General features: G+C 72.6%; 13 protein-coding genes. 8 read left to right on the plus strand and 5 right to left on the minus strand.

All coding sequences use genetic code 11. From position 1 onward, the window contains the following. Nucleotides 1–42 precede the first annotated feature (42 nt). The 3 genes from B042_RS0114665 (at nucleotide 43) to B042_RS23300 (ending at nucleotide 1,746) form a co-directional block, all read left to right on the plus strand. Nucleotides 43–432 (plus strand): DUF4307 domain-containing protein, encoded by a 390-nt coding sequence (locus B042_RS0114665; protein WP_028648939.1) that lies wholly within the window; start codon nucleotides 43–45, stop codon nucleotides 430–432. Between the two features lie 137 nt (nucleotides 433–569). Then, entirely contained in the window at nucleotides 570–1,070 is a 501-nt protein-coding gene (greA, locus tag B042_RS0114670; RefSeq protein ID WP_028648940.1) for a transcription elongation factor GreA, read from the plus strand. 121 nt (nucleotides 1,071–1,191) lie between these two features. Continuing rightward, nucleotides 1,192–1,746 (plus strand): RDD family protein, encoded by a 555-nt coding sequence (locus B042_RS23300; RefSeq protein WP_028648941.1) that lies wholly within the window; start codon nucleotides 1,192–1,194, stop codon nucleotides 1,744–1,746. A gap of 11 nt (nucleotides 1,747–1,757) precedes the next feature. On the opposite strand, the gene B042_RS0114680 is transcribed toward B042_RS23300, so the two are convergent. Beyond that, on the minus strand, nucleotides 1,758–3,065 hold the full coding sequence (locus B042_RS0114680; RefSeq protein WP_028648942.1) for a hypothetical protein: 1,308 nt from the start codon (nucleotides 3,063–3,065) through the stop codon (nucleotides 1,758–1,760). A 127-nt stretch (nucleotides 3,066–3,192) separates the two neighbouring features. Then, nucleotides 3,193–4,347: an FIST N-terminal domain-containing protein gene (locus B042_RS0114685; RefSeq protein ID WP_036555136.1), complete on the minus strand. Its 1,155-nt coding sequence runs from the start codon at nucleotides 4,345–4,347 to the stop codon at nucleotides 3,193–3,195. Between the two features lie 120 nt (nucleotides 4,348–4,467). Between B042_RS0114685 and B042_RS0114690 the strand changes: the two genes are divergently transcribed. Continuing rightward, a complete protein-coding gene (locus B042_RS0114690; RefSeq protein ID WP_028648944.1) occupies nucleotides 4,468–5,895 on the plus strand; it encodes a sigma 54-interacting transcriptional regulator in 1,428 nt (475 codons plus the stop codon). A 25-nt stretch (nucleotides 5,896–5,920) separates the two neighbouring features. Further along, nucleotides 5,921–6,931, plus strand: coding sequence for a VWA domain-containing protein (locus tag B042_RS0114695; RefSeq protein ID WP_028648945.1), 1,011 nt, complete (start codon nucleotides 5,921–5,923; stop codon nucleotides 6,929–6,931). Here B042_RS0114695 and B042_RS0114700 read toward each other — a convergent pair. The 3 genes from B042_RS0114700 to B042_RS0114710 form a co-directional block, all read right to left on the minus strand. After that, a complete protein-coding gene (locus B042_RS0114700) occupies nucleotides 6,928–8,073 on the minus strand; it encodes a cystathionine gamma-synthase (RefSeq protein ID WP_028648946.1) in 1,146 nt (381 codons plus the stop codon). The genes B042_RS0114695 and B042_RS0114700 overlap by 4 nt on opposite strands. A 67-nt stretch (nucleotides 8,074–8,140) precedes the next feature. Beyond that, nucleotides 8,141–8,869: an acyltransferase gene (locus tag B042_RS0114705; protein ID WP_028648947.1), complete on the minus strand. Its 729-nt coding sequence runs from the start codon at nucleotides 8,867–8,869 to the stop codon at nucleotides 8,141–8,143. Between the two features lie 86 nt (nucleotides 8,870–8,955). After that, on the minus strand, nucleotides 8,956–10,323 hold the full coding sequence (locus B042_RS0114710; protein ID WP_028648948.1) for a cystathionine beta-synthase: 1,368 nt from the start codon (nucleotides 10,321–10,323) through the stop codon (nucleotides 8,956–8,958). A 292-nt stretch (nucleotides 10,324–10,615) separates the two neighbouring features. Here B042_RS0114710 and B042_RS23305 point away from each other — a divergent pair, with 292 nt between their 5' ends. From B042_RS23305 to B042_RS0114725, 3 genes are all read left to right on the plus strand, one after another. Then, complete coding sequence (locus B042_RS23305) at nucleotides 10,616–11,713, plus strand: GDSL-type esterase/lipase family protein (RefSeq protein ID WP_036555139.1); 1,098 nt, start codon at nucleotides 10,616–10,618, stop codon at nucleotides 11,711–11,713. A gap of 105 nt (nucleotides 11,714–11,818) precedes the next feature. Beyond that, nucleotides 11,819–13,039: an acetyl-CoA C-acetyltransferase gene (locus B042_RS0114720; protein WP_028648949.1), complete on the plus strand. Its 1,221-nt coding sequence runs from the start codon at nucleotides 11,819–11,821 to the stop codon at nucleotides 13,037–13,039. 175 nt (nucleotides 13,040–13,214) lie between these two features. Continuing rightward, the gene (locus B042_RS0114725) at nucleotides 13,215–13,460 is read left to right on the plus strand and encodes a DUF4287 domain-containing protein (protein WP_028648950.1); all 246 of its coding nucleotides are present in this window, start codon (nucleotides 13,215–13,217) and stop codon (nucleotides 13,458–13,460) included. Nucleotides 13,461–13,538 lie beyond the last annotated feature (78 nt).

Below are 13,538 nucleotides of genomic sequence, written 5' to 3' on the forward strand. Positions count from 1 at the left end.
TTCGGAGATTCCCGCAATGTCAGCGACCCGGAAGAAGCAGCCGTGAACAGTGCCGACGCCTCGCCAGCGCTCCGCAAGCGCCACGGTAACGGCCCTCTCTTCTTCGTCTTCGGGACGGTCTTCGCCGTCCTCACCGCGGTCGGCTGGGGCTTCTCCGTGATGAGCTACAGCGGACTCTCCGGGAGCGTGTACCACCAGGTGGTGTCCTATGACACCAGCGCGGAGGACGAGGCGGGCATCACCTTCGAGGTCAACAGCCAGGACGGCGCCGAGTGCCTGGTCACCGCGCTGGACGCCCAACACGTGGAGGTGGGCCAGACCCGTGCCTCCGTCGAGGCTGGGAACCGGATGGTGACCACGAGCGTTGACACGGTTCGACAGGCTTCCGCGGTAGAAGTTGCCTCTTGCAGGGAACAAGACCCGGAAAGCTGATCCGCTGACCCTCCCCTCCGGCCCCGGGCCGGAGCGGACCGACGAGGGACCCGTGCGCCGGGGGCGTGCGGTGCTACTCTCGTGAGTTCAGCTCTGGCCGCCTGGTGGCCATGGCTACGAGTACACAAGGAGTTCCCGTGACCCAGACCCGCGACGACAACGTCACCTGGCTCACCCAGGAGGCGTACGACCGGCTCAAGGAAGAGCTGGGCCGCCTGACGGGACGTGGGCGCATCGAGATCGCGGAGAAGATCGAGGCGGCCCGGGAAGAGGGCGACCTGAGGGAGAACGGCGGCTACCACGCCGCCAAGGAGGAGCAGGGCAAGATGGAGGCCCGCATCCTCCAGCTCACCGAGATCCTGCGCACCGCGCGCGTCGGCGAGGCACCCCGCACCGAGGGTGTGGTCGGCCCCGGCATGACCGTCACCGTCAGGTTCGACGGCGACGACGAGGAGGTCACCTTCCTCCTGGCCTCCCGCGAGGAGAGCGGCTCCCCCATCGACGTGTACTCGCCGAAATCGCCCCTGGGCTCGTCCATCAACGGCAAGAACGTCGGCGACAGCGTGAGCTACAAGCTGCCCAACGGCAAGAGCCTGGCGGTGGAGATCATCGACGCGGTCCCCTACACCGGCATGTGAGCGGCCCCGGCGGTGGGACGGGACACACCCGAACCACCGCCGGATCGGTAGCGTCAGAGAACTCGGTGGCCCCCACGGGCGGCACCGCGCAACCGACGCAAGCGACGTGAGGACACTCCCGATGGCCATGCCCTACCCGCATCCGCCGGGCCCCCGCTACGGAGCCGTCCCCAACAGCCTTGCACAGCACCGCCCGCCGTGGCCCGGAGGACCGCGGCGCGCCGGGTTCGCCCGCCGCCTGGGCGCCCGGTGCATCGACTACGTCCTGGCACTGGTGGCGGCGGTGGCGCTGTTCATCCTCATGGCGCTGCTCGTGGTCCTGCTCACCGGTACCGGCGGCGACGGCTCCACGAGCGACGCCCAGGGCGACGTCTGGGCCTTCCTGTTCTTCTTCGGCTGGGGCACCCTGCTGTTCTTCTACGACTGGCTGTTCCTCGCCGCCTGGGGCGCGACCGTCGGCAAGATGATGGTGGGGGTCAAGGTGGTGCGCACCGACGGCGGACCGCTCACTCAGGGCCAGTCCGTGGGCCGCTCCGCCTTCTTCGGTCTGCCGCAGACCCTGCCCGTCGTGGGCAACCTCGCCGCACTGGGCGAGTCCATGGCCGCGCTCGGCGAGGACCGCCTGGCCCTGCACGACCGGGTGTGCGGGACCGTCGTCGTGCGCACCCGCCACTGACCGGGCCGGGCTCACGGCTCGGGTGAGCACTCGCGGGCGTCGGCGCCACCGTCCGCGAACACCGCCGGGACGTAGTCGCCCTCCCCGATCCGGTACCAGACGCCGCCCGTGCCGAACGGGCCGCTGACCTCGTCCCCGCCGGTCCTGCACCGCACGTCCACGACGGCGCTGTGCGCGGCCAGCCCGACCGCGTCGTGCTCCCGGCCGGGACCGCCGCGCACGATCACGGGGTCCTTCCGGCTGACGGTGGTGATCCTGGCCCGGGAGCCGTACTCGGCTGTCCAGAGGTAGTCGACGTCCACCCATCCGTTGGTGGGCAGTTCGAGCCCCTCCCGGAACGCGCCGTCGGCCAGGTCGATGCCGGCCGGGTTGCGGACCCTGCGGCCGAACCCGTCGAGACCTCCGTTGTGGCCGTCGTGGTAGGCGGCCTGGGCCTGCGGTCGGCCCCGGGCCAGGTCCGGCCAGGAGCTCCGGGACGCGTTCCAGTGGTCGTCGGTGGTGTTCCACGGGCCCACGTCCCACACCGGCAGGTAGGCGCAGCGCCGCTCGTGCCCCTCGACCTCCCCGACCGGCGGGTGCGGACCCAGGGCCCCGGTGGTGCACACCCGGACGGTGTACTCGCCCGTGTCCCGTGAGGCCAGCGCCCGGCGCGAGGGCAGCGCCACGAAGTGGTCGTCGGCCCGGACGGTGTGCCCGTTGGCGGTGGTCGCCCCCACCAGGCCGATCCGGGTGGCGAAGAGCCGTGCGGAGAACGGTGCGTCCGTCTCCCTCCCGGGCTCCCCCTCGGTCCCGTAGCCGTCGTAGCCGGTCCCCCTCCGCTCACCGGGGCCCTCCAGCGGGCGCACCCGCAGCCCGGCGAGCGCGGCGTCCTCCTTCTCCACCTCCACGCGCAACTGCACCCAGGACACCGGTTCGGGCAGGGCCACCCTGTCGCCGTGGGAGGCCGGGTGCCACTCCGTCCACATCCCGTCCCCGCGCAGCCCCCGCGCCTCGACCAGCAGGTCCCGGAGGTCGCCCTCAGCTCGGACGCTCACCTCCAGGCGGTCGGCGGCCGCGTCCAGGCGCTGCTCCGGGAAGACCGCCAGCCCGCCGACGGTCCCGCCGTCACCGGAGCGGGCCGCGGTGACCTCCTCCGCGGTGTCCTCGTCCAGGCGCAGCGCTCCGGAGGACAGGACCAGTCCGACACGGTCCGCGGACGCCAGGTTCTGGGTGATCCATTCGGCCTCCGCGAGCGCCGGGGCCGCCGGGGCGAGCAGGGCGGCGGCGCTCAGCAACACCAGGCTCCGCAAGGCCGCAGGGTGACTCCGTGTGTCCGACATCGCCTCTTCTTCCCCCCGAAGTGTTCTATATGAACACTCTCAGTAAGCTTTCTGAGGCGGCCACACTCAAGGAGCCCGCACCGGGGTGTCGGGGCAGCAAGGTAAAAGTCCGGTCTGGGCGGCCCCGTCAGTCGGCGAAGGCCAGCAGGCAGGCCGTGAACCCGTGCAGGTGGTTGACGCCGCCGACCGGACCGATCTCACCGGCGGCGAAGAACCCGGCCACGGAACCCGCACCCAGGATGCGGCGGACGGCCAGCACGTCGTGGTCCGGGCGCGGGAACAGGGAACCGCCCCGGCCGCTGCAGGAGAACAGCAGCCCCCCGCCCACATCGTTGCGCGTGCCGAAGTCCGTCAGCCTGCGGGTCAGGTCCTCGTCCGCCGACCCGGCGTCCCGCACCTGGAAGCGCACGGTCTGGCCGACCTCGACCATGTCGCCCACGGTCAGCGTCCCCGGTTCGGGGTCGGCTCCGACGATCATCCGGATCAGGAAGTCGCCCTGCTCGTGCTGCTCGGAGTACTCGTCCATGGCGATACCGATGTGCAGCCCCTGGGCGGCGAGCTCCTGCTCCTCCTCCGGCATCGACTCCATCAGGGACTCCAGCTTCGCGTAGGCGCTCTCACCCGCCAGTTCCAACAACAGGTTGCCCTCCGCCTTGGTGACGGTCATGGCGGGTCCGATCGGGCGGCACCCCTGGCTGACCACGGTTCCGAGCACGCCCTGGCCACCGATGATCACACCGACCGCGCCGCTGTCAACGACCTCGCCGTCGTGGAAGAGCCGCACGGACCCCTCCCCGTGGGCCCCGTCTGCCAGCCCTCCGACCAGCGGCAGGCCGCCCAGTGCCGGGGTGGACTCCCTGACGAAGGCGGGTGTGGGGAACTCGTAGGGGTTGGAGAGCAGGATCGCCGCCTTGTCGCGCGGGCCGGGTTCGCTCATCCCCACGACCGCGAGGTGGTCCTCCTCCAAGACGGTGTCCAACCGGAAGGGCGTGAGGTCGACCCCGGGGAGTCGGGCGCACCACACACTGACCGCGCCCCGGCCCTCGACACCGCGGCCGTCGCCGATCACCCCGGTGCAACTGCACCCCAGGGTGACCGCTCCCGGCACGAACTCCATGATGTGCCGACCCGCGAGCGCGACCTCGTCCGGATCGGCTCCGCTGATGAAGAAGCACACCAGATCGGGCACCGCCCCGACCTGGTTCAACGCGCTCAGGACCGCGCGTTCGGCCGCGTTCACGAGGTCGGCCCCCGTCGTCAGTGCATCGCCGAACCGTGCCACCGGCCGCCACCCCTCCTTCACCGGCCCTCCCGGCCGGACGTCGACCCCGCTGTCTGCCGACCATTGTCCCACTCCGGCCCCCGAGCGACACCCGGCTTTCCAAGCCCTAGACTCTCTGCGATGACGCCGGCCACACCCCCCGCACAACCCGACGGCCTCCCCGACACCCGAGCGGCCCTGCGTGACTCCGGGCACCTCCACCGGCCCGTGGCCGCGGAGATCCGCGAGAACCTCCTGCACCGCATGGGCTCGGGCCTGCCGCGCTTCCCCGGCCTGCACGGGTTCGACACCACCGTCCTCCCCCAGATGGAGCGGGCGCTGATCGCCGGGCACGACATCGTGCTCCTGGGCGAGCGCGGCCAGGGCAAGAGCCGCCTCATCCGCACCCTCGCCGGGCTCCTGGACGAGTGGTCGCCCGTGGTCGCGGAGTGCCCCGTCAACGACCACCCCTTCGCACCGGCCTGCCCACCGTGCAGGGAACGGGCACAGCGCGAGGGGGACGGCCTCCCCGTGCTCTGGCGGCACCGTTCCGAGCGCTACGGGGAGAAGCTCGCCACCCCCGACACCGGTGTGGGCGAGCTCATCGGCGACGTGGACCCCGCCCGGCTGGCGGAGGGCCGCTCCCTCGGCGACCCCGCAACCATTCACTACGGTCTCGTCCCACGCGCCAACCGGGGGGTGTTCTGCGTCAACGAACTGCCCGACCTGCCCGCCCGCGCCCAGGTCGCGCTCTTCAACGTCCTGGAGGAGCGGGACCTCCAGGTACGCGGGTACACCCTGCGCCTACCGCTGGACCTGCTGCTCGTCGCGAGCGCCAACCCTGAAGACTACACGGCCCGGGGGCGCATCGTCACCCCGCTCAAGGACCGCTTCGGCTCCCAGGTGCGCACCCACTACCCGCTGGGCACGGCGGAGGAGGCCGCCCTGATCCGACAGGAGGCGGCGCTTCCCGAGAGCACGGCCGTCCCCGCCCACCTGGTGGAGGCCCTGGCCCGCTTCACACACCTGGTGCGCGGCTCCAAACGGGTCGACGGGCACTCCGGGGTGTCCGTGCGCTTCTCCGTGGCAGCGGCCGAGACCGTGGCCGCGTCGGCCCTGCGCAGGGCCGCCCTAGCGGGCGGCGAGGTCCCCGTGGCCCGGGTCTGCGACCTGCCCTCCGCCGTCGCCCCGCTGCTGGGCAAGGTGGAGTTCGAACTGGAGGCGGAGGGCCGTGAGGAGGAGGTCCTGCACGCGCTCCTGCGGCGGGCCGTCGCTGAGACCTTCCGTGCCCGTCTGGGCGGGGCCGACCTGGACCCGCTGCTGGAGCGCTTCTCCGGCGGTGCCACCGTCGAGACCGGCGACCTGGTCACCGCGGCCGAACTCCTGAGGCGCGTCGGGACGGTGCCCGGCCTGGCCGCGCTGATCGAGTCGGCCGCTCCGGAGGCCGAGGACGGGCCGCCGACCCCCGGCCTGGCGGCGGCCGTGGTGGAGTTCGCGCTGGAGGGGCTCCACCTGGAACGGCGCCTGTCCAAGGACACCGCCCCCGACGGGGAGAGCTACCGGTTCTGACACCGGAGGCCGCGAGGAGGCACAGATGAGGTACCGGTACCGCTCGTTCGCCGGCGGCCCGGATCCGCTGGCGGACCCTCTGGCGCAACAACGGGAGAGCGTACCGCTGCGCGAGGCGCAGACCGCGTCGCCGGGCGGGGCCGCCCCGGACGCCGGGTCCGAGGCCGCCGACGGGCTCCTGACCCCGCCGGGGGCGGACCGGCCCGGCCTGACCCCGCGTGAGCTGCGCCGTCTGGCCGACACCGCGCTGCGCGACCTCGAACGCTCCTCCCGCGGCCGCGCCGGCGGACACCGCGCGGGGACGGCCCCCGGGACCGAGCCGACCGGCGCCGACCTGCCGTGGGAGGGCGACGACCGGCCCCTGGCACCGGTGGCCACCGTACGGGCCGCGGCCCTGCGCCGCAGCGCCCCGGACGAGCACGCGGTCCCCCTGCGGGCCGAGGACCTGCGTGCCGCCGAGACCGAACCGGTCGGATCGGCGGCGGTATCGCTGCTGGTCGACCTGTCGCACTCGATGGTGGTGCGCGGACTGCACGACGCGGCCACCCGCACCGCACTGGCACTGGACGCCCTGGTACGCGCCCACCACCCCGGGGACCGCCTCCGGATCGTCGGGTTCGGGGAGAGCGCCCGTGTGCTGACCCCGGAGGCGCTGGTCGCTCATCGGTGGCGGGACTCCCCCGGCACCAACCTGCACCACGCGCTGCGCCTGGCACGCGCGCACGCCCGGCGCCACCGAGGGCTGCCCACGCGGGTGTTCGTCGTCACCGACGGGGAGCCCACCGCCCATGTCGACGAGGGCGGGCTCCCCCAGTTCGCGTGGCCGCCCGATCCGCGCACCGCCGAGGCCACCCTCGCGGAGTTGGACGCCCTGGTGCGCGAGGGCGCCGAGACGGTGTTCTTCCTGCTCGCCGACGAACCGGGCCTGCGCCACTTCGCCGCCCGCGCCGCCCGGCGGCGCGGGGTGCGCCTGGTGCGCGCCGACGCCGCCGCACTGGGCCCCCTCGTGGTCGCCCGCCACCTCAGGGAGCCCTAGTCCTTCAGGGCCTGCAGCAGGTCGGCGACCAGGTCATCGGCGGACTCGATGCCGACGGAGACCCGCACCAGGTCGGCCGGGACCTCCAGGGCGGACCCGGCGGTCGAGGCGTGGGTCATCCGCCCGGGGTGCTCGATCAGGGACTCCACCCCGCCCAGGGACTCGCCCAGGACGAAGACCCGGGTACGCTCGCACACGCGCAGCGCCGCCTTCTCCCCGCCCGCGAGCGCGAAGGAGACCATCCCGCCGAAGGAGCGCATCTGCCGCTCGGCGACCTTGTGGCCGGGGTGCCCGTCCAGACCGGGGTAGTACACCCGGCGCACCGCCGGGTGCCCCTCCAGGGCCGCCACGACCCGTTCGGCGTTGGCGCTGTGCCGGTCCATGCGCACACCCAGGGTCTTGATGCCGCGCAGCGTGAGCCAGGAGTCGAACGGTCCGGGGACCGCGCCCATGGTGTTCTGGTGGAAGGCCAGGCGCTCGCCCAGGTCGGCGTCGGCCGCCACCAGCGCCCCGCCCACCACGTCGGAGTGCCCGCCCAGATACTTGGTGGTGGAGTGCACCACCACGTCGGCTCCCAGGTCCAACGGCCGCTGGAGGTAGGGCGAGGCGAAGGTGTTGTCGACGACGTGGAGCGCGCCCGCGTCGTGGGCGATCGCCGCGACCGCCTCGATGTCGGTGATGTTGAGCAGCGGGTTGGTCGGCGTCTCGGTCCACACCAGACGGGTCCGGGGACGCATCGCGGCGCGTACCGCCTCCGGGTCGGTCTGGTCGACGGCGTCCCAGGCCACGCCCCACCTCTGGAGCACCTCGGAGACGAGGCGGAAGGTGCCGCCGTAGGCGTCGCCGGGGATGACGATGTGATCGCCGGGGGCCAGCACGGTGCGCAGCAGGGTGTCCTCCGCCGCCATCCCGGAGGCGAAGGCCAGAGCGCGCGCACCGGACTCCAGGGCCGCCAGGCACTCCTCCAGGGCGGTTCGGGTCGGGTTGCCCGTGCGGGAGTACTCGTAGCCCTGCCGCAGTCCGCCCACACCGTCCTGGGCGTAGGTGCTGGTCTGGTAGATCGGCACCGCCACGGCCCCGGTGCCCGCGTCCGGTTCCTGCCCCGTGTGGATGGCCAGTGTCTCGAAGCCGTCGAAGGTCATGCCCCAAGCCTAGCGATCACGGCCCCGTCCAACCGGACGTTCGGAAGGACGCGCGGGGAGCGTCCGGTCAGCAGGGCGGGAAGTGGCTGTGCGTTCCGGGTTCGGGCGGATCCTCGGGAACCCCCGGGGGCAGACCGGTGGAGGGGGTGGGCACCCGCGTGGGCGTGCCGCTCCCGCGCATGGGGGGGTCCCAGCCGAGTTCGGGGTCGTGGGTGCGCACGACCCTGCCGGGGACACCCGCAATCACGCTGTGGTCGGGGTAGCGGCCGGGACGCACCACGGTTCCGGCGGCGACGACGCAGTTGCGGCCCAGGTGGACGCCGGGCAGGACCACGGCGTTGGCGCCGAGCCAGGTGCCCGGGCCGATGGTCACCGGGTCGTCGACGGGCCACTGGAGGCCGATGGGGGCCTCGGTGTCGGTGTAGCTGTGGTTCTGGTCCGTGATGTAGACGTAGGGGCCGGTGTAGACGTGGTCTCCGATGTCTACGGACTTGTGCGCGACGATGTGCGATCCGCGCCCGATCGCGCAGCCCGACCCGATCCGGACCACGGGGTCGGGGCCGAGATCGTAGCCGGGGCCCATCCCCGCGGCGAGGGTCATGTCGGCGCCCAGCACCGTGCACTCGCCGATTTCGATCCACGGCTCCCCGTAGACGGTGGCGACGGGGAAGGCGATGGACGAGCCCGCACCGAAACGGCGGAACCTCCGCCCCGCTCTGGAGTCCGCCCGGATCTCGGCCTTGTTCCTCGCGTACGACCACAAGGAACGGATGGTCCAGGACAACAGCCGCGACACGCGCGCTCCCCTTTATTACCTGCCAGTAATGATGGCGTGAAGGGTAGCAGTGCCCCGGTACCGGCCGGTCCGCTAGGCCCTCCCCTTCAGCCGGACAGGTGCGCCAGCAGGTCCTGCCGGGTGAGGATGCCCGCCGGACGGCCGTCGCGCAACACGACCAGGGCACCGGAGTCGCGCAGCAGGCGCACGCAGTCGCTCACCGGCGTCCCCGTGCCCACGCCGGCCAGGGGACGTCCCATGTGGCCCTCCACAGGATCGGTCAACTGGGCGCGGCCGTCGAAGAGCGCGTCCAGGACGTCGCGCTCGGCGATGGAGCCGACCACCTCCGCCGCCACCACCGGCGGCTCCTCCTTCATCACCGGCAGCTGGGAGACCCCGTACTCGCGCATGATCGCCACGGCGGTGCCCATCGTCTCGTGGGGGTGGGTGTGCACGAAGTCGGGCATCTCCCCGCCTTTGGCGTCCAGGACCTGTCCGGCGGTGGCCTCTCCGGTCTCGGCCGACAGGAACCCGTAGTCGGCCATCCACTCGTCGTTGAAGATCTTGCCGAGGTAGCCGCGGCCGCCGTCAGGCAGCAGGACGACGATCACGTCGCCGGGGCCCGCGCCCCGGGCCACACGCAGCGCGGCCTCGACCGCCAGGCCGCAGGAGCCGCCGACCAGCAGCGCCTCCTCGCGCGCCAGCCGCCGCGTCATGAGGAACGAGTCCTTGTCGCTGACGGCCAGCACCTCGTCGCACACGCCTGTGTCGTAGGTGCCCGGCCAGATGTCCTCCCCGACCCCCTCGACCAGGTAGGGGCGACCGGTGCCGCCGGAGTAGACCGACCCCTCCGGATCGGCGCCCACGATCCGCACCCGCCCACCGGAGACCTCCTTGAGGTAGCGCCCCACACCGGTGATGGTCCCGCCGGTACCGATGCCCGCGACGAAGTGCGTGACGCGCCCCTCCGTCTGCTCCCAGACCTCGGGCCCCGTGGAGCGGTAGTGCGACCGGGGGTTCTCCGGGTTCTCGTACTGGTCGGGCTTCCAGGCGCCGGGGATCTCGGCGGCGAGCCGGTCGGAGACCGAGTAGTAGGACTCGGGGTGGTCGGGGGCGACGGTGGTGGGGCAGACCACGACCTCGGCTCCGTAGGCGCGCAGCACGGCGAGCTTGTCGGCCCCCACCTTGTCCGGGCAGACGAACAGGCAGCGGTATCCCTTCTCCTGTGCCACCGTCACCAGACCGATCCCGGTGTTGCCGGAGGTCGGTTCGACGATGGTGCCGCCCCGGCGGAGATCGCCGCTCTTCTCCGCGGCCTCGACCATGCTCAGGGCGATGCGGTCCTTGACCGAGCCGCCGGGGTTGAAGTACTCGACCTTGGCGAGAACGGTCGGGGCGAGCCCCTCGGTGACCTTGCGCAGACGGACGAGCGGGGTCCCGCCGACCAGATCGATCAGTGAATCGTGTACCCGCACTGTAGGCTCCCTGGGTGTCTGGGGACCGGGTCCGCGGCCCGCCCGAACCTCGTCCCGGCCGGTTCCGCCCGGGACCGCGGGCCGAGGCGCGACCCGCATCACACCCAGACCCTAGTCCGTCACCCTGGGAAACTCCCGTCCCCCGTCCCCGGGCCGGTCGACGCCCGGGGCCTGTGGGAGGGGAGAGCGGTCTCCCCCCGGGGATACGTGACGCGGCGCGACCGCCTCGGTACCCTCACATGGGTACCACCCGTCTCGGAGCGGGCGGGGGACGAGCCTCGGAGGTGGTCCGATGCTGCGCGCCGCACGTGCAAGGCGTATCGCCACCGCCACCGCGTTCGGGGGCGGAGGGGTGACACTCGTGGGCGCGGGAACCGTCGCCCTCCTCTACGTGCAGGCCCGACTCGCCAAACGGGCGGTCGGCACCACGGCGTGGGACCGGCCCCGGGTCGACGGCGTCTACGGCGACGGCGGCGGTCCCCCGCTGCGCATGCTCATGGCCGGGGACTCCACCGCGGCCGGTTTCGCGGTCGCCGAGGCCGCGCAGACCCCCGGTGTCCTGCTGGCCGAGGGGCTGGCCGCGGCCGCCGACCGACCGGTGCGTCTGCGCTGCACCGCCGCGCCCGGCGCGGCATCCGCGGACCTGGACGCCCAGATCGAGCGGGCCGAGGCGCTGCGCGATTCCGAGCGCTACGACGTGGCGGTGGTCTTCATCGGCGCCAACGACATCATCCGCCGCATGCGTTTGGGCGACGCGGTCGCCCGCCTGCGCGAGGCCACCCGCGGACTGGTCGCCGCGGGGACGGCCGTGGTCGTGGCGACCTGCCCGGACCTGTCCACCGTGCAGCCGATCGGCTGGCCGCTGAGGTCGGTGGCCCGGCAGGCCTCACGGCAGCTCGCCGCGGCACAGACCATCGCCGTCACCGAGGTCGGCGGGCTCACGGTGTCCATGAGCGACCTCCTCGCGGACGACTTCCGCTCCAAGCCCCACCTCATGTTCGGTCCGGACCGGTTCCATCCCTCGGCCCTGGGGTACTCCCAGGCCACCGCCGCCATCCTGCCCTCGGTCTGCGCGGCACTGGGGCTGCTGCCCGAACTGGAGGAGCCCGCACGCACCGAGGACATCCTGCCGGTCGACCGGGCCGCGGTCGTCGCGGCCCGGACCCCGGGCACGGAGGTCTCCCGCGCCGCCGGCGCCCCGGCCCCCGCGAGCGTCCGCGGACGCTGGTCCGCCCTCGTACGCGCCCCCTTCCGTCCACGCAAAGGGCGTCTGAACGGTGCGGGCCGGGAGCGCTCGGGCTCCGCCGACGCCCCGCGCCCCGCGGGATCCGCCCCGGCGGACACGCCAGGACCGGCCCCGAGTGGCGGCGGAGGGGACCGGACAGGTTAACTGGTCAGTAACAAGAGGCGCCCCAAGAGTCGAGGCAGGCCCGTGCCGCCCGGCCACCTCCAGACGCGCCACCGTAGTGCCACCACACCGGATGGGACCAGACACATGCCCGAAGCAGTCATCGTCGCCACCGCGCGCTCGCCGATCGGCCGCGCCTTCAAGGGTTCGCTGAAGGACATCCGCCCAGACGACCTGGCCGCGCAGATCATCGGTGCGGCCCTGGCCAAGGTCCCCGAACTCTCCCCGGAGAGCATCGACGACCTCATGCTCGGCTGCGGCCTGCCCGGCGGCGAGCAGGGCCACAACCTGGCCCGGGTCATCGCGGTCCAGCTCGGACTCGACACGGTGCCGGGCACCACGATCACCCGGTACTGCTCCTCCTCCCTCCAGACCACCCGCATGGCCTACCACGCCATCAAGGCCGGCGAGGGGGACGTGTTCGTCTCCGCCGGGGTGGAGACGGTCAGCCGTTTCGCCAACGGCACCAGCGACGACCCGCAGAACCAGAACCCACTCTTCCAGGAGGCGACCGCCCGGACGGAGAAGCGCGCCGAGGGCGGCGCCCCGGACTGGACCGACCCACGCGAGGACGGCCGACTGCCTGACGTCTACATCGCCATGGGCCAGACCGCGGAAAACGTCGCCCAGATCACCGGCGTCTCCCGTCAGCGTCAGGACGAGTTCGCCGTCCGCTCGCAGAACCTCGCCGAGAAGTCCCTGGACAACGGCTTCTGGGAACGTGAGATCACCCCGGTGACCCTCCCCGACGGCACCGTGGCGAGCACCGACGACGGTATCCGCCGCGGCACCACCTACGACAAGGTCTCCCAGCTCCAGCCGGTCTTCCGCCCCGACGGCACCGTCACCGCGGGCAACGCCTGCCCCCTCAACGACGGTGCCTCCGCTGTCGTGGTCATGAGCGACACCAGGGCCAAGCAGCTCGGCATCACGCCGCTGGCCCGGATCGTCTCCACCGGCGTGACCGGCCTGAGCCCGGAGATCATGGGCCTGGGCCCGGTCGAGGCCTCCAAGCAGGCCCTGGCCCGCGCCAACATGTCCATCGGCGACATCGACCTCGTGGAGATCAACGAGGCCTTCGCCGCCCAGGTGCTGCCCTCCGCCGACCGACTGGGCATCGACATCGAGGGGCGGCTCAACGTCAACGGCGGTGCCATCGCCATCGGCCACCCCTTCGGCAGCACGGGCGCCCGGATCACCGGCACCCTGCTCAACGGCCTGCGGACCCACGACAAGACCTTCGGTCTGGAGACCATGTGTGTGGGCGGCGGCCAGGGCATGGCGGCCGTCTTCGAGCGGCTCAGCTAAGGCCGAAACACACAAGCCGACCGCCCCGAGGGCGGTCGGCTTTCCCCTTTTTTGGGGGGGTTCTGGCCAACACTGTCGGTCCCCCAGAGTAAAAGCTGGTGTCCAGGGCTTGTCCGAAACGTGATCCTGATGCAGGGTCACAGTAAGTGCCGCAGACCAACGCGCGGAGGTGCCCATGCCGATGACCCACTCGCCGGAGATCCACGCAAAGCTCATCGAACGCATCCCGGACGTGACAGGACGAGGACTCCACGAGTGGTTCGAGGCCCTGGACGAGGGCCCCGGCTTGGTCCGCTGCTCGGACCGCTCGAACTGGCTCGCCGACGAGTACGGCCTGCCCCGGTGGTACGCCCACGCGATCGTCGCCGAGCATGATCGGCGGCGGCGCAACCGCTCCATCCCGGCCCCCCGGCGGAGCTGAGGCACAACCGCTCCGGGGCCGCGGCCCGCACACGACGGAGGGGCCGCCCACCAGACCACGGCCCGGAGAGCGGCCCCT

The sequence above is a fragment of the Nocardiopsis sp. CNT312 genome (assembly GCF_000515115.1).
Lineage (GTDB): Bacteria > Actinomycetota > Actinomycetes > Streptosporangiales > Streptosporangiaceae > Nocardiopsis.

Coding starts and splice junctions, on each gene's coding strand:
- B042_RS23300 (WP_028648941.1), top strand. CDS start 1,192: ATGGCCATGCCCTACCCGCATCCGCCGGGCCCCCGCTACGGAGCCGTC.
- B042_RS0114680 (WP_028648942.1), bottom strand. CDS start 3,065: ATGTCGGACACACGGAGTCACCCTGCGGCCTTGCGGAGCCTGGTGTTG.
- B042_RS0114690 (WP_028648944.1), top strand. CDS start 4,468: ATGACGCCGGCCACACCCCCCGCACAACCCGACGGCCTCCCCGACACC.
- B042_RS0114695 (WP_028648945.1), top strand. CDS start 5,921: ATGAGGTACCGGTACCGCTCGTTCGCCGGCGGCCCGGATCCGCTGGCG.
- B042_RS0114700 (WP_028648946.1), bottom strand. CDS start 8,073: ATGACCTTCGACGGCTTCGAGACACTGGCCATCCACACGGGGCAGGAA.
- B042_RS23305 (WP_036555139.1), top strand. CDS start 10,616: ATGCTGCGCGCCGCACGTGCAAGGCGTATCGCCACCGCCACCGCGTTC.
- B042_RS0114720 (WP_028648949.1), top strand. CDS start 11,819: ATGCCCGAAGCAGTCATCGTCGCCACCGCGCGCTCGCCGATCGGCCGC.
- B042_RS0114725 (WP_028648950.1), top strand. CDS start 13,215: ATGCCGATGACCCACTCGCCGGAGATCCACGCAAAGCTCATCGAACGC.